This window comes from Mesotoga sp. BH458_6_3_2_1 (genome assembly GCF_003664995.1).
GTDB lineage: Bacteria > Thermotogota > Thermotogae > Petrotogales > Kosmotogaceae > Mesotoga.
Window position 1 is genome coordinate 111,189 of record NZ_JFHL01000021.1, and the last position, 15,674, is coordinate 126,862.

Below are 15,674 nucleotides of genomic sequence, written 5' to 3' on the forward strand. Positions count from 1 at the left end.
ATCTATACAAGAATTATATCAGCCGGAGTCTTTGGCCCCGCTCAAAAACCTTTCACTCCTCGATGCGATTTCGGGAAGAAGTATGAGAGTAAGAATCATCCCCACAGCTAGCCCACTTACCATAAGTTTCGCAACGTCCACATAAAGCAGCAGTGGTGTAAGCAGCAAAACCGAGAAACCCGCCACAAGACTCAACCCATTTGTAAGAATTGCCCTAGCCGTTTGTTCATAAGCTTTACGAGAATCGCCGAATCTTCTGAACCAGATCGTGAAATGGATGGCGTAGTCGATTACAAGTCCCATCAACATTCCTGAAATAAGAGCTGTAGAAATGCTGAGGGAAATCCTGAAAAAGGCCATAAAGACGAAGTTAAATAGTGTCGTCAGCAGAATTGGAATCGTAGCAATTATAGTTGACTTCAAGCTCCTGAATATCGATAACAGAAGAAGTATGATAAGCCCAAATGAGACTATCAGACTCTGAATCTGGTTGTTGACAACCGATGAGTTGACGCTCTTCCATATTAGAGTTGTGCCCGCCAGAGTGAAATCGAAGTTCTTGTGCAGTTCAGGGAATTTCCCTATTGACTTTTCAACTGCGGCCTTCAATCTCTCTGCGCTCAGACTGTCACTCTCAGATGAAAAGAGATTGAAACGGATCGCATTATCGCTCACTAAAAGTGAGGTAGAATCTCCAAATACATCTGTTGAATTGAGCGCCCTGATCATCAAAGGTAAGGGGACGTTTGTCTCCCTCGAAAGATCGAAGAGGCTCATAACCTTGGAAATTCCTTCAATCCCCTTCAGCTCCTCCTCGAGAGCTTCGAGATTCTCAAGTTGAACGGATGTCAACGAAATGCTTCCTCCCTCTGCAGGTTCGACCATGAGAGCATAATTCGTCAACCAACCAAAGGCTTCCTTCATGGTTCTTGCACTTTCTCTGATCTTTGAATCCTCCTTGAAGAAATTGTACTGATCAATCGTCATTGGTATAGTAATTATCAGTAAAGGAGAGGCAATGCTGAGGGCTATAACAACCCAAATTACCGCTCTCTTAACAACTGGATTAACGTCTCTCGGCGGCGAAACCTCTCGTTTAGTGGCTGCCTTAGATGTAACAAGACCTGGAAGGACAGTAATTGTAAAAATCGCCGATAAAAAGATCCCGGAGCAGACGAATATTCCCATTTCCTGAAAGGCCTTCATATCAAGCAAGATGTATGAAGAGAAGCCCGCCATAGTTGTAAGAGCAGAAAAGAGAATTGGCACTCTTTCTTCGTGCACGGTTCTTCTGACAGCGTTCTTCATATGGATGTTCTCTTCAAATCGGGAAAGGAAATGCATTCCGTAAGCACTTCCGATTATGACTATAAACGAAGGAATCATAACCGTAAGACTATTTATCGAAAGCTCCATCAGCCCCATTATTCCTACTATAACCATTACTGCGGCCAGAGGGGGTACAAGAGTTAGAAGTGATAGAGATATTCTTCTGAACTTGATCACGTAAACCGCCATGATGGCAAGCAGTATGAAAGGCGGATACTTGAAGGTGAGATCAATGATCGACCTGAAGGTTTCGGAATTAGCAACACTCTCTCCGATCAATCTGTAGCTTTCTACGCCGGAAGAATCCAGTACCGATCGCAGTTCCGGGATCAACGCGTCACTCTTCAGCTCGTTACCATCTGCTATTGTGATCATGACCGCATAGTACCTGCCGTCAGAAGAAATGATTAAGTTGCTGTACAGCGGATTTGAAAGCAATTCTTCATTAAGGACCAGTCGGCCCTCTTCTTCATAAACATAGCTTTCCGATGGAATACTCATCGTGAAGAGATTGAAGCTTCCCAGCTTAACGGCCTCTGTAGGAGACAAAACGGATTTTACCCATTCAAGAGAATTAATCTTTTCAGTGATGCTTTTCAAGAGATCCAAAGAGGTTTGAGAAGCTTCAAGAACCAAAACAATCGATCCGGAATCGCCGAAAACTTCCGCGATCTTGTTGAATGCCCCAAGCTCCGAATCGTCGTCGCTCAAAAAGGCAGCCGGGGAGGGGTCAAAGCTAAACCCGTTTATTCCAGACAGCAAAACCACAACTACTACGGCCAGTATGGCGAAGGATAACGCTCTTCTCATATTCGCACCTCATGAACTCAGCCAATTATATCATCTGACTTTACGATTCATCGCCCCTTGTGGAGATTGAACGCTTCACAGATGAATTGGTATCGTAATTTGAAATGCCATGACTCTTGTCGTAAAATTGGGGCGTGAGAACAATCTGGTAGACACTTAGCAATAGAGTCTGGAGGGATTCAAATGATCAGCTGTAACAAGCTTACTAAAGTCTTCGATAAAGACCCGGTGGTCAGCGAGGTTGATCTGTCGGTTAGTTCGGGTGAGATATACGGCTTTCTGGGGCCAAATGGTGCTGGGAAGACAACGACAATAAAAATGCTTACAGGTACCCTAAGGCCTACATCTGGAGAAGTAAGTATTCTAAACATGGATTATCCAGGAAACGAACTTCTTATAAAAAGCAAGATAGGTGTTGTTCCGGATGAACCAAGAATCTATTCCTATTTCACTGGCGCAGAGTTTCTCGAATTCATCATGGACGTTTTTCCTGACAAGAGACAGGAGGCGAAAAAGAGAGTGGGGGAACTTTGCGAAGCATTCGGCATCGATTATCTAGGGAAGATGATTTCAGAGATGTCTCACGGAATGAAGCAGAAGATAATGGTCATATCTGTACTTATGAGAAGGCCCGAGGTCATCTTTCTGGATGAACCGACGGTTGGCCTTGATGCAAGAAGCGCTAAAATTCTGAAGATGCTTCTGGAGAAGTACAAGAATGAGGGATCTACAATTTTCATGACAACACACGTGCTTGAAATCGCGGAAAAGATGTGTGACAGAATTGGGATTATAAACAAGGGAAGGTTGATCTCCGAAGGAACAATGGACGAGCTAAGAAAGAGGGCCGGCGCCGATGAAAGAGAGACTCTAGAAAATCTGTTCCTACAGCTTACTGGAGAGGATGAAGATATCCAGGAAATAGTAAGTGCTTTGTGAGGTGCTAATTGTGAACGATCTTAAGCTGTTCTTCAAATATAAGTTGTTCATGTTCCCTGGCAAGAAAGGAACCAGAGGTGGCGTTTCAAGTCAACTATTCGTATTTGCAATTTTCACGGTCATGATAGGTTTCTTTCTTTGGGAAGTTTATGGTGCAACTGCTGGAGTGGAAGTAGAGGGAATTGCCCTTGGAAAAGTTATGGCTGGTTTTTTTCTCACAATTTCCGGACTGTTCTTTCTTATATCCTTCTCGGCCACATCATCGTATCTCTTCATGAGAAACGAAGAGATAGATATGCTTCTGGTTCTCCCCGTAAAAAGAGTCAGTATAATTGCTTACCAAATTATGATTTCGACGGTATATCAAGGCCTCACATTGTCAGTATTCCTTGGAATAGCTCTTCCTTATCATCTAAGGATCGATCCTAATCCATGGATAGGGATACCTTCACTTGTATTGGTAGTAATCAACACTGTTCTCCTTGCCTCAATAGTTTCCGTGGCTTTCGGAAAGTTTATGTCCAGGGCTGCTGCTAGAAAAGTGATGTTTATCGTGCAAATTGTAGCAGGGTTCATGTTCTTCATAATTGTACAGTTGGTCCCGAGGAACACAGATAATATCCCTCTCTATTTGCAGAAGCTTGCCGCTGCCTGGGAAACTCTCTCAAATCCCGTGAACATATTTACATGGAGCGTCAAGGCATCTGAGCAGCCAATGTACTTTCTGTTTGCCATTGGTGCGATCCCACTTTTGGGACTTCTGTTCTTCAAAGTCGCCTCATCTATGAGATTCGAGCCAGTTTCGTACACTAAGAGCAGATCAAGAACTTTCTCCTTTTCCGAAAGACGAGGAGGCGTCCTACTGAGGAGAGAACTGAAGATATACAGGCGTTATGAGCAGTTGATCTATTATCTCCTATATCCCGTTGTGTTTGGCTTGATTTTCGGTCTTATATCAGATGATGTCGTGACTTCAATCTTCACCATGGTGCTAATCAGTACAATATTCACTACAATACAGTCGGCATTTCTTATGGGCAGAGAGTTCCCATTTATCGAAACAACGAAGATGCTTCCGATCTCTCTAGGCAAAATGATTGCTTTGAAAGCATCCCTGCCTGTACTGTTGGGAACTGTTCTTTTTGTGGGAGTTCTCATCACCAGTGTCTTAGTGAGAGGTGGATCCCTCAGTTACCTTGTGGTTGTACCAATTGTATTCATACTGTACGTGACATCTTCATTGCTTGGCATAAGGGGTGTTTTGAAGTCACCGCCAGATCAGATGGACAATCCGAACGCGTTTATGAGAACGAAGTTTGTACTTCTCAATCAGGTTATTTGTATGGCTTTGAGTTTTGGCGCAATAATGCCTCTGACAATGATTCTAAGTGGTTCTGTAGAGGGTATCGGGACAGTCTTGATGCTGCTGATCTCGCTTGCATCAGTGACAATCGCTCTCTTTGTATCTCTCTTCAACTACAGGAAAATCTCACGGACGATCAAGAGCATTTAGGCTGAGGTATTGCTTATCAATATCTTGAACATTGAGACTAGTTCCGGGTCGAACTGAGTTCCGGAACATCGGCTTATTTCCTCAATAGCTTTCTGTACACTTCTGGCTTGACTATACGGCCTTTCATTTGTCATTGCATCGAAGGCATCGACGATCGATAGAATTCTACATTCAACCGGAATTTCTTCACCCTTGATACCCAGAGGATAACCTCTTCCGTCCCATCTTTCGTGATGTCTCAAAATCAAATCTGCAACTGATGAGAGATCTGGAGACGATACTGCAATTCTGTATCCTTTCTCAGGATGGAGTTTCATTACCTTCCATTCATCTTCGGATAACGGGCCGGGCTTAAAAAGAATGCTGTCAGGAATTCCCACCTTACCGAGATCGTGTACCTGAGCAAACAATGCAAGATCGCTGAGCTGTCGAGTACTGAGACCGGCCCTTTTACCAAGCTCCAAACAAAGTTTCTGAAGCCTTTTGGCATGACCACCTGAAATCTGATCCTTTTCATCCAGAGTTATCAACAGTGTGTTAACCATTTGGCTCCTAACGCTGGAGCTCCTGTAAAGCTTGTCACGGTACATAAGGTCATCAGCCAACTTTAGAGTCTCAAGAAGGTTTTGTTCTGGACCCTTGCTTGTGGCTATCCCCATCGATACACTCAAGTGAGGGCCGACGTGATCCATATTGTATTTTTCAACTGTCTTACGGACTCTTGAAGCGATCTTCTCAGTCGTCTCTTCATCCGTCCTAATTAGAATGACTGCAAATTCGTCTCCACCAAATCTCGAGACAACATCTGTCTTTCTGAAGGATGACCTAAGAATCTGTGAAAACTCTATGAGTATTTGATCTCCCCTTGAATGACCCATTGTGTCGTTTATCAGTTTCAATCCGTCTACATCGGCCGATACAATTGAGATAGGATAGAATCTCGACCCTTCCAGTCTCTGAAGCTCCTCCTCAAAATAGACTCTGTTGTATAGATCGGTCAGTTTATCGTGAAGAGACATATAATTCATACGTATTTCCGTCTCGATTCGAACTATCGCTTCACGAGCATGAGACATGAGAAGCTCTGCAAGATGTAGTTCTTGTTCGCCAAATTTCGACCTATCTGAGGACATCGCCTGGAAAACCCCAAAATCACCAACTGGAACGCTCAGGCCAGCGTGATAAAGACTGTTGGTCTTCAAAGCATTGGGAGACTCCTGGATATCATCGATTATGTACGGCTTCTTCTCTCTGAAAGTCTTCCCGACAATTCCGACATCATTTGGCATTACAAGTGGATCCCGTGGATTCAGATTGGAAGATGCTTTAATTACTAGATTATCCTCTTCGTTGACACAGATGAAGCATATATCAAATTCAAGGATCTCCTTAGCTGCTTCAATCACAGAGTCATATACATCTTGGAGGGTTCCACATCTTTCCAGATTGAGAGCTGCATCGTGAAGCCGTTCTATTCTGAACCTATCTCTCTTCAGAATCTCCAGACTTCTCATTCGTTCAGATATATCTCGTGCAAAAGTAAATTCATATTCACTTTCATCGTACTTGAAATAGTTTCTGTTAACCTCGACGGGAAAGACAGAGCCGTCCTTTCTCACATGATAAGCTTCAAATGTGTCCCTACCTTTTGATTTAAGCCTTTCCCAGCTTACCCTTCTATCCATTGCCTCCATCGATTTATCGAGATCATTTACCTTAAGTCCGGAAACCTCAGCCTTTGTGTATCCGAGATTTTTACAGGCCGCGCTGTTTGCATACAGTATCGTGCCGTCAGGAGCAATCCAGAAGGCCTCATCGTTCGCATTATCCAGTCCGAACTGAATAAGCTTGATCCTCCTAAGTGCCTCTCTCTCTTCGGTCACATCATTTGCAGAACAGACAACAGACTCAATACTTCCGAATTCATCGATATCCGGCGTCTTTGTGATCTCCAGAATTCTTAACTCCCCATTCGAATTCTCTGAATTCTGCTCAAAAGTAAGCTTCACTTTTCGAGAGAAAACCTCTTTGTTGCTTTCAACACATTTTTTCGCTTCCTCTTCCGAGAGAATCCTATAGACATTCTTTCCTTCAATCTCCTTCGGCATCCTACCAAGAAACTCTGCAAATGACTTATTGACGATTCCGAAAGTCTCCGGATCTCTGAAATACCAGATCAGTGTCGGAATCTTATCCAGAAGCAGCGACATTTCTCTGTTCCTTCTGACGAGAAACTTCTTGCCTGCCACCCGCTGTATAGTAGCCGTGAAGATGAGTGTCAAAAGAAAGACGAAAGCGATTGCAGCATAGTTTGCTGGTAGCCATCTGCGCTCGAGAGAAACCAAGATTTCCGCTAATACAGGACTCCCCTTCTCATTGCCCAAGTTGTATCCTTCTCTTGTAAGCAGACCCATAATTCCCTCGAGATCTAGTTCCATAATTACATACGCATTCTTTGGCCTCTCTGAACCAGCGTTGTTCGTAATGGCAGAAATCGCAAAGAGGTCCTTGCCTACTGAGAAGATTCCTGAGTAGTCTCCTCCTTCAAAAGCAGGCATGTCGGCAATTTCAAACTTTTCACCTGCAGTTGCAAAAACCGCATTTTCATAGAATACCGCTACACCTTTCATAAGCATATTGCTGCTCATTATCTCTCTTAGATAATTGTTGATGAAGTCACTGTCATTCTTCATAACGGCTTCATAAAATGAATCCCGATGAAAGTAGCCGATGAATGTGGTCTCTGCAGCGTTTTCCGCGATCATTCTTGCAGACTTGGCAATTTGACTTTCTACTTCAGAATACCTAACTTCTGTCACCGCAAAACCTATAATGGCCCAGAAAAGCGTTGCTAGCGCAGCCAAAGAGATAGATTTAAGCCAATTCTTCATGAGTACTCCTGTATGAGAAAAAACTGCCTTTGTTTAGTCTATCATTTTTCCTACGATGAAACCCAGAGAACTTCGCTCAATAACCAACTTGTGACCGACTGTAAGTTTTTCCTGATCCAATACTTGTGAACTGATCGTTTGAGAGACTATGTTCTTCAAATTGAATGATCTACCATCTCCCGTTGTGAGTATTACAAAATAAATCATGTAGAATCTGTATTGTTGTTCGCCAATATGGCTTGCGGATGGTGATGATTTGAAATCCATACTTCTCTTATTTCTCTTAGCTTCATGCACAGCATGTTTTGGTTGGGGGTTCACAGCTCACTGGCAGATATCCGTAGCTGCTCTTAATCTGATCGACTCTTCAACTCTGAATTCGATTAGGGGAAACGTTCAGGAAGATGTTTTTAAGAACTGGATTGGAGTTCAAGCGTCGTGCGTGGATCTCGACAGGTATTTCGTCAAAGACCTTGTACCGGCTCATACATTCATCGCTGAAAGATACGTTAAGATCGAGTCGCTGGCTTTGCAAGAGATACTAGATATACCGGGTATGAAACGCAATGCCATGGGAGCTCTGATCGAGGCCTTTCTTGAAATCCGGGAGCATTTTCTAAAGAAGAATTTCCCCGATCTGGCCTTTGCGATTGCCCGGCTCTTCCATTTCGGAAGCGACCTGATGATGCCGCTCCATGTTGTGAGAAACAGTGACGGCCAGCTGACCGACCAGCCGGGGATGCACTTCAGAATTGAAAGTATTGCCGGCACTGTCTTCTTCGGCATGAAACAACTGACACCCGAGAGTGCGATTTTTCTTCAGGACTTTGAGATTCCAGAATTTATTCTGAATTCAATTTCTCAATCAGCAAGTCTTGCTTCAACCTTTGAGGCTGCTGATAAAAAACGTCTATCGGACTCTATTTACGATTACTCCGAGTTGTGGGAGGAGATTTCACCGGCATTCACAGAAGCAGTGAATAGAGCGGTATTCGTCTGCGCAAGTCTGTTGAAGAGCGCGATTCTCGGTATCGAAGAAACGGTACCGGCAAGTGTTTTGAGTGACTTTAGTAGCCGGGGTTGGGGGTTGGTGGTGGCATCAAGATCAGAAGTGATGCTTCCTCCGGCAGGAAGTGAGTCTCGCTGGCGCTAGGAAGTGATGCCCGGAAGAGCATCCGGGGAAGTGATGCTGGCGCTTACGCACCAGGAGGCAAAAAGGAAAGAAGAAGAGCAAGCAAATTAAAGTAATCTGATCAGACGGACTCATTTTGTCACTGAAGCGCTCCTGTTAAGGATCTGGGCTTCGAGAAACCGGGGTAGCGGGTGCGGATTGGTGTTAGGAAAAAGCAAAGGAACTGGTTGGTCGTTGAATGGTTCTCCGTTCGCCGACGAGAGCCGTCAAGTAATAGTATCGAGATTCCGACCAGGAGCTTTGTCGGAATGACGGAATTGGGCGTATTCGGAATAACCGTTCTTAGTCAAACCATTATTCAGAGAGTAGAGAGAAGGGAAAAGCAAAGAGGGCAGGTAAGGTTCCGCGATAAGATTTCGACCAGGAGCTTTGTCGGACTGACAGCATTTGACGTTTCTTGACTTCAGCGCTTTCAACCTGCAACTGCTCTTCATGAAGGACCGAGGACGCCTCTCTCAAGCACGACGAGATATGATGTTTGATCTCTATTTTCAGACCTCTATCCTCAACCTGTAAACTCACGGTAACGTTTTCAAAGAACCTTCAAGATCATCCCGCCAACTATTGCAATCATCACGCTCGCCAGCGTCCCGATTAGATAGTATTCAGCAAAGTCTTTGTTCTCGAAATTCTTAAATCTGGCCAATGATTTGGCGGCTATTACAATTGTTATAGAGGCAACATTTCCCGTGAGGTATAGTGTGAGAATGAGAAGCCTTTCGAAGATCCCGATCACCTTCCCGGTCTTCACATTATCGAGAACCGAGCTGTCTCCTGCTATTCTCTGAAGATAGTCCGGCACATTCTTGTAGATGAGATCGAAGAGTTTTCTTATGAAGACCGCGCCGGCAAAGAGTACATATATATAGACAATTATTACCACTAGAATTCTTTGAAGCGGAAGCGACGGTAGGTCAAGCCCCGTATGTATGGAAAACCAGCCAATGAAGCTTGAGAAGCCCCGTGAAACGGTGAAGCTGGAAATCGGTAAGAGGAAAGAGATGAGCACAAGATGCATGAATTGATCAAGAACAAACATGATGAACTTCGTTGCCGGACCTCGCTCTCTCTCGATCTGAGCTTTGAATACATCTATAAGTATATGAAAGAGGGAAAGCACAAGGCAATACATAAGCACATCGGTCAGCTTGAAGGGGAGCATAAGAACCAGAAGAGTTCCAAACACAACGCACCAGTGTTTCAGAAATCCTTTCATCTTACCATTGTTCTTTTCGTTCACCATCGCGTCTGTCTGAAACAAGAAATCGGCAACTACATGTGCCAGAATCGAAAGCGCTAAAGGTATCACTAATCCTCTCATATTGTGGCCTCCGTCAATATCCCGATAGATGCGCGTTTGTCGCGGAACACATTGACTATAAGGTCTTAATGCCTTATTCAGCTTAAATAAGTTTAAAAAGCCTTATTTTATAAATATAAGGCTTAAAAACTAATTCCCAAGCGACAAATCGATCAACTTTGCCAACCCCGTTTCGGCAGCTCTTACCACACTCCAGCTTGCCTTTTCACAGTGTTCCTGAACAGTCGGAGCTGTCACTCCCAGAACCTTAGCCGCCTTTTCGTAGGTCCCCTCGGCCTCATACGTATGAACGGCTTCCCATTGTTTTTCAGTCCAACCCCTCTCAACAGTCTCAAGCAAAAATAAAGAGGTGTTCATGGCAATTGACAGTACCTCGTTATCATGAACGAAAAAAGTATTTGAAATCTTACTCTGTTTCGCACTATCAAGTGCCGTTCTCGCATCGTAGAAGACTATGCCACTTAAATCCCAAGAAGAACCGGCATTCTCCAGCTCTTTCTTATCAATTTCACCAATACTCAATCCAATTCTTAGCCTGAAGGGTCGCACAATGTATCTCAACCTTCGAACAAGTATCGGTAGGGCACCCACCTCAGACAATACACCCTGAATCTCATCTCCTCTAGATATGGCAAATGGCTTTGCGAGATACTCTGAGCCAAAACCATCAATCGAATTCCGAATACTTGCCACCGGAATCTCTTGCTTCCTTGATTGGATGATATCGGCGGTAATTATCGCATAAAGACCCATACAGCTCACACTCCGTAAACAGCAGAGTCACCCCAAACTGATTGTAGCACAGATCATGTTGAGACCATAAAGTGACGGAAATCAAATGCCGCTCCAGTCTTTACGAGATACCCACTCATCGATGTGGAGATCTATACGACATCCTCGATAGGAGGGTCGTCTATTCAGAGGTCTTTGAAGGCCTGTTACTCAATACGAAAACTCGTGATGGAAATTCAAACAAAAGCCCATTGAAGAAGACGGGAAAACTCCCGAATACGCTGCATCTTAGCCGAACAAAAGCTGCACTGCCCGTTATCTTCAGGAATTCAAATACTGACAGTCAGCTAATTAGCTACTTCAAATATCCAAAGATCTTTCTCCTTCTTTTCGGCATTGCTTTCCTGATAGGACATGGAATACCCTGCGAATATGATCCTGTTCCCTTCAAGATAGGCTGAATTAACTACATCGTCCCCAGAACCGCCGAAAGATAGAGTATCAATTATCTCGCCTTCAGAATCTAGTTTCATAATCCACGCGTCATTCATACCGGAATTTTCTTTAACGTCGATGTCGTCAGAAGTTGTCTGCCCAGCGACAATCAGGTCCCCATCATCTGTAAGAACAATGCAACGCGCAACGTCTTTGAAACTCCCGCCGTAGTTCTTACTCCACAGCTCATTACCTTCATCATCGACCGAAATAACCCAGAAATCTTTTCCGCCGAGTCCATTCGAAAAGAGTGATACCCCGGCGTCCTGTGAACCAACGGCTATGACATTGCCATCACTCTCTGCAACTATATCGAAGCCATCCTCAAACCACTGACCTCCGAACTGATCAAACCATTCGACTTCCCCAGCGGCCGAGATCTTCAAGATCGACATCTGATTGTCCACGTAGTTGCAGCTTATTCCACAGTCTCTGTACGCAAAATAGCCGACTGCATAGACTGACCCATCCTCTCCCAGGTAAAGCCTTTGCGCACAATCTTCAGATCTGTAAGCGCCAACTACCCATTGAGACACTATATTGCCTTCACAATCCAGTTCTACTATCCAGAAGTCTTCTCCCCAATCATAGCCAGAGACGTCTCCGTCAGCAGATCTTGTGTATCCTGCGACTAGAATATTGCCTGAAGGTTTCTCAAGTACATCGTATGCATGATCCTGTCCGCTGCCCCCAAGTGTTTTCTCCCAGATGAGTTCACCTTCTGTCGAAAGCCTAATCACCCAGAAATCACCAATACCGTTATTGTTGGTCACATCACCGTCTGAAGATTCAGTCAGACCTACAAGCAAATATCCCCCGTCAGCAGTTAGGGCTATTGCCTCAGCAATATCTCTCTTGCTTCCACCAAAAGTCTTCCACCACTGAAGTTCCAGGTCGCTGTCAAGTTTCATAATAAGGAAGTCTTCCTGACCATGTGTAGAAACAATCCCTCCAGAAGAAGAGTCTGTGAACCCTGAAATCGCAACGGATCCATCTTCGAGAATCTTAATGTCGCTCACCACGTCGTTGCCGCTTCCTCCAAGAGCCAGAGATTTCACTACATTTAGCCTTGCCCCCAGAAAAACCGTAATAAAAATCAGAAATACTATTACTGACATTCTTCTCATCATCTATTCCTCCATCTCATGATCAACGGCTTCTGCATCCCTTTGCGAATAATCATCGGATCAATAGTCGTTCATATTCGTTTCATTATATTTGATTAGCTCCTATAAAGCATCGAAGAGAGGTTACTAATATGACCGTGATGAATAATCGTGATGACAAGAACGGAAAATCGCGCAGGTGAATCCGTCATTTATGGATATTCTTTCTCAAGAGCACCTTTGCCAAATCGAAAAGCTCATTACAATTAAAAACCAACCGGGACTTTCATTTCCAAAGCTGCAGCAGGCCTGTGAAACAGATCTTTCCATCTGAAATCAGAGGGATCTTTATTCCGTTTCTGAAACATGATCAAATTGCACGCGGCCAGTGTTACATGAAGGCTAACGTGCTATTGAGCAGACTGAATATCAATATGGAAACTAAAACCTTGTGATCCAGTTCGAGATTCTCATTACTCGATTCAGTTTATAATTTCTGCAGTTCCAGAGAAGAAAGTTTTCGAGGTTGAAGTACCCTATCTAGGTCGGCACAAACCCAGAATTGAAGAGCTCAAGACAGGCTTTCACCACTTCTTCATCATACTTCGTACCAACTCCCGACTTAATCTCTTCGAGGGCAATCTCGAGTCCCAGTGCACGTCTGTAAGGACGATGAGAGCTGACGGCCTCGACAACATCTGCAACTGCAAGAATTCTCGCTTCAAGCATTATTTCGCCATCTTTCAGACCTCTCGGATAACCGGATCCATCGATTCTCTCGTGATGCTGCCTGACTATTTCTGCAACGGGCAGACCGAAATGGATCTCCTTCAGGATTTTGAAGCCTTCGTCGGGATGATTCTTGATCAACGCCCATTCAATCTCGTTAAGCCTTCCGGGTTTGTTAAGTATATCTGCAGGGATGGAAAGCTTCCCTATGTCATGGAGAATAGACGCTATTCTGAGTGCTTCAAGCTTTTCGTTGGGGAGTTTGAGTCGCTCAGCAATCGCTGTCGCTATTTCTTCGACCTTTCTCTGATGATCAACCGTGTAGGGATCCTTAACCTTTAGAAGCCTGGACATTGTTAGCAGAAGATCATCTCTGCTTCTTCTGAGGGCTTCTTCGGTCTCTTTCAACTTTGTAATGTCTCGACCGATACCCACTAGACCCGTAACTAAACCCTCTTCATCGAATATCGGCGACAGATTAATACTATAGTGTTTCTGGTTGACGTCTTCGCCAAAGCTCCACTCATATGTTGTCTGTTCTCCACTGAGAGCTATCTCGCTGTTCATCATATGTACTTCTGCTATCCCTTCAGGAAATATTTCGGCTGCGGTCTTGCCGATGAAGAAATCTGTATTGACTTCTGAACTCTCTATCCAGGCTCCAAAAATAGCAGTAAGCCTGCTCTCTCGATCCAGTTCAAAGATTATGTCGTCCGTAGACTCCACAATCGCCCTAAACTTCTCTTCCCGCTCTCTCAGTCTCGAATAGATCTCGCGTTCTCTTGTCTTGTCTTACGCCAGATCCACTACTCCCAATAGATTTCCGGAATCATCGAAGATCGGGTATGCCTTGATGTGCCAGATGATTCCGTTCTGCTCGATCTCTTCAACAACTGTCTTCTTTTCCCTGACGGCCTTCAATACAGGACAATCGTCGCAAGGATTCTGCCTTCCGTACCAAAGGTGATAACACGTGTTGCCCTGCAAACTATCCTTGTCTACCGCCACCCTCTCTCTGAATGCTTTGTTCGCCCAGACAATACTAAGATCGGGCTTATGATACGCAACTATCTCATCGATATTGTCCAGAATGAGCTGAAGAGTCTGTTCAGATTCAATAATCCTTCTCCTGGCTTTCTTCTGCTCAGTTACGTCGATTCCAACCGACTGGTATTCAATCAGCTTCCCGGCAGTGTCATGAACAGGCTGGTTGTACCAGTGAATCCAGTGCACAGCTCCATCGGCAGCCAATACGGGATCTTCCCTTTGGAAAGGATGCTCGACTTCCGCCCTTTTGTGAAGCGTCTTCTCGAGTTCATTGCATGGGCCTTTTTCGGCAAGATCGATCCATTGCTTTCCGAGAAGTTGATCCCTTTCCATACCGTAGAATTCAGCATATGCGCGATTGACGAAAGTTAGCGTTGTGTCAGAGTTCCACCTGCAGATGAGCAGATCTGGATTGTCCGCAATAGACTCATAGAGTAAGCTGTAATGTTTGCCAATCAAGTCTCGCTTCTCCACAGGATCACTCCTTATGGGCTTCAAACGAGAAGCCGCCCTGGAACAACTCCAAACAGCTCTTCACAACCAAAGAATCATAAAGCTTTCCTGAGTTACTACTGATTTCCTCCATAGCCTCTTCAACGTCGCGCGCCCTTCTGTGTGGCCGATCTGAAAGCATCGCTTCAACTACGTCTGCCACTGCTAGTATCTTCGATGTAAGCAGTATCTCCTTATCTGTCAGTCCTTTTGGATACCCTGAGCCGTCCAGGCGTTCATGATGCTGCAGTATTGTATCGAGCACCGGCCCTTCGAAAGGTATCCCTTTCAGAAGATCGTAACTCTTGCCCGGGTGGAGTTCTATGAAGTCTCGCTCTTGCTCGTTTAAAGGCATCGCTTTTGTTAGGATATCTGTTGGTATGAACAGCTTCCCAATATCGTGGAGCCTCGAGGCAAGCGAAAGCACATTTCGATCATCCCGTGAAAGGTGCATCTTTCTTGCTATCTCATCGGCCAGTATAGCAACTCTCTTCTGGTGACCTGCTGTGTATGGATCCTTTATCTCAGTAGTCTCGCTCATTATTGCAATGAGCTCTTCCTGGGTTTTGCTAATTCTGTTGTAAAGGCTGTCGATCGGCTCACGAATAGACCTGTAGACTATTCCCTGCAAGATAACGAAATAAGATATCAATCTGAAAATGTGTCCAAGCATGTTAGAAAAGCCATACACGTCCGTATAGGTCGTAAAAACCAGTTCTCCGGCTGCTGTCAAAATAAGGGCAAGAAAGTAGTACTTTCTGTAAGGGAGGATGTCTGGAGAATCACTCTTGAAAAGAAGATAGATGCTCAATACTATGATTGCCAACACCACATATTCCATCAAAATCTTGAATGAAGTGAGACCGGTTCCAGGAATGAAACAGCAAGGAAAGTATCCAAAGGCGATCGCTGTCGTTCCAAGAGCTCCTGCAATCATTAAGCCCACGAAATAGGCTATATTGAGATTTCGTTTCTTAGGCAGAACCAACGCCAACGCGAGACCAGAAGACTCTAGCACACGACCCAGAATCCAAAACTGTGTCGGTTGATTTGCTGTCCAGGAAGGGAAGACCCCCAT

General features: G+C 44.6%; 12 protein-coding genes. 4 read left to right on the forward strand and 8 right to left on the reverse strand.

Annotated features, from left to right (window positions below; translation table 11 throughout):
- Positions 1 to 18 precede the first annotated feature (18 nt).
- Positions 19 to 2,139: an RND family transporter gene (locus Y697_RS10555; RefSeq protein ID WP_121551577.1), complete on the reverse strand. Its 2,121-nt coding sequence runs from the start codon at positions 2,137 to 2,139 to the stop codon at positions 19 to 21.
- Positions 2,140 to 2,322: 183 nt separating this feature from the next.
- Between Y697_RS10555 and Y697_RS10560 the strand changes: the two genes are divergently transcribed.
- Both Y697_RS10560 and Y697_RS10565 read left to right on the forward strand, forming a co-directional pair.
- Entirely contained in the window at positions 2,323 to 3,078 is a 756-nt protein-coding gene (locus Y697_RS10560; protein ID WP_121551578.1) for an ABC transporter ATP-binding protein, read from the forward strand.
- 10 nt (positions 3,079 to 3,088) lie between these two features.
- A complete protein-coding gene (locus Y697_RS10565) occupies positions 3,089 to 4,591 on the forward strand; it encodes a hypothetical protein (RefSeq protein WP_121551579.1) in 1,503 nt (500 codons plus the stop codon).
- Here the strand turns inward: Y697_RS10565 and Y697_RS10570 are convergent.
- Positions 4,588 to 7,482, reverse strand: coding sequence for a diguanylate cyclase (locus Y697_RS10570; RefSeq protein WP_121551580.1), 2,895 nt, complete (start codon positions 7,480 to 7,482; stop codon positions 4,588 to 4,590). The genes Y697_RS10565 and Y697_RS10570 overlap by 4 nt on opposite strands.
- Before the next feature lie 256 nt (positions 7,483 to 7,738).
- Between Y697_RS10570 and Y697_RS15005 the strand changes: the two genes are divergently transcribed.
- Together Y697_RS15005 and Y697_RS14730 are read left to right on the forward strand one after the other, a co-directional pair.
- Entirely contained in the window at positions 7,739 to 8,635 is an 897-nt protein-coding gene (locus Y697_RS15005) for a hypothetical protein (RefSeq protein ID WP_259462496.1), read from the forward strand.
- 287 nt (positions 8,636 to 8,922) lie between these two features.
- A complete protein-coding gene (locus Y697_RS14730) occupies positions 8,923 to 9,075 on the forward strand; it encodes a hypothetical protein (protein ID WP_183083790.1) in 153 nt (50 codons plus the stop codon).
- A gap of 131 nt (positions 9,076 to 9,206) precedes the next feature.
- Here Y697_RS14730 and Y697_RS10585 read toward each other — a convergent pair whose 3' ends face one another.
- From Y697_RS10585 to Y697_RS10610, 6 genes are all read right to left on the reverse strand, one after another.
- On the reverse strand, positions 9,207 to 9,995 hold the full coding sequence (locus tag Y697_RS10585) for a DUF3307 domain-containing protein (RefSeq protein WP_121551582.1): 789 nt from the start codon (positions 9,993 to 9,995) through the stop codon (positions 9,207 to 9,209).
- A gap of 129 nt (positions 9,996 to 10,124) precedes the next feature.
- A complete protein-coding gene (locus tag Y697_RS10590; protein WP_121551583.1) occupies positions 10,125 to 10,748 on the reverse strand; it encodes a SatD family protein in 624 nt (207 codons plus the stop codon).
- A 326-nt stretch (positions 10,749 to 11,074) separates the two neighbouring features.
- Positions 11,075 to 12,349 carry a hypothetical protein gene (locus tag Y697_RS10595; protein WP_121551584.1) on the reverse strand — a complete coding sequence of 425 codons (1,275 nt, stop codon included), beginning with the start codon at positions 12,347 to 12,349 and terminating at the stop codon, positions 11,075 to 11,077.
- A gap of 519 nt (positions 12,350 to 12,868) precedes the next feature.
- Positions 12,869 to 13,828 carry an HD domain-containing phosphohydrolase gene (locus tag Y697_RS10600; protein ID WP_310793770.1) on the reverse strand — a complete coding sequence of 320 codons (960 nt, stop codon included), beginning with the start codon at positions 13,826 to 13,828 and terminating at the stop codon, positions 12,869 to 12,871.
- Between the two features lie 21 nt (positions 13,829 to 13,849).
- Entirely contained in the window at positions 13,850 to 14,578 is a 729-nt protein-coding gene (locus Y697_RS10605) for a PAS domain-containing protein (protein WP_183083791.1), read from the reverse strand.
- Positions 14,579 to 14,582: 4 nt separating this feature from the next.
- Positions 14,583 to 15,674: HD-GYP domain-containing protein (locus Y697_RS10610; protein WP_183083792.1), on the reverse strand; the 1,092-nt coding region annotated here is incomplete at its 5' end.

Bases quoted from the DNA above. Each gene is read 5' to 3' on its own strand.
- Y697_RS10560 (WP_121551578.1), top strand. From the start codon at position 2,323: ATGATCAGCTGTAACAAGCTTACTAAAGTCTTCGATAAAGACCCGGTG.
- Y697_RS10555 (WP_121551577.1), bottom strand. From the start codon at position 2,139: ATGAGAAGAGCGTTATCCTTCGCCATACTGGCCGTAGTAGTTGTGGTT.
- Y697_RS10585 (WP_121551582.1), bottom strand. From the start codon at position 9,995: ATGAGAGGATTAGTGATACCTTTAGCGCTTTCGATTCTGGCACATGTA.
- Y697_RS10595 (WP_121551584.1), bottom strand. From the start codon at position 12,349: ATGAGAAGAATGTCAGTAATAGTATTTCTGATTTTTATTACGGTTTTT.
- Y697_RS10590 (WP_121551583.1), bottom strand. From the start codon at position 10,748: ATGGGTCTTTATGCGATAATTACCGCCGATATCATCCAATCAAGGAAG.
- Y697_RS14730 (WP_183083790.1), top strand. From the start codon at position 8,923: ATGACGGAATTGGGCGTATTCGGAATAACCGTTCTTAGTCAAACCATT.
- Y697_RS10570 (WP_121551580.1), bottom strand. From the start codon at position 7,482: ATGAAGAATTGGCTTAAATCTATCTCTTTGGCTGCGCTAGCAACGCTT.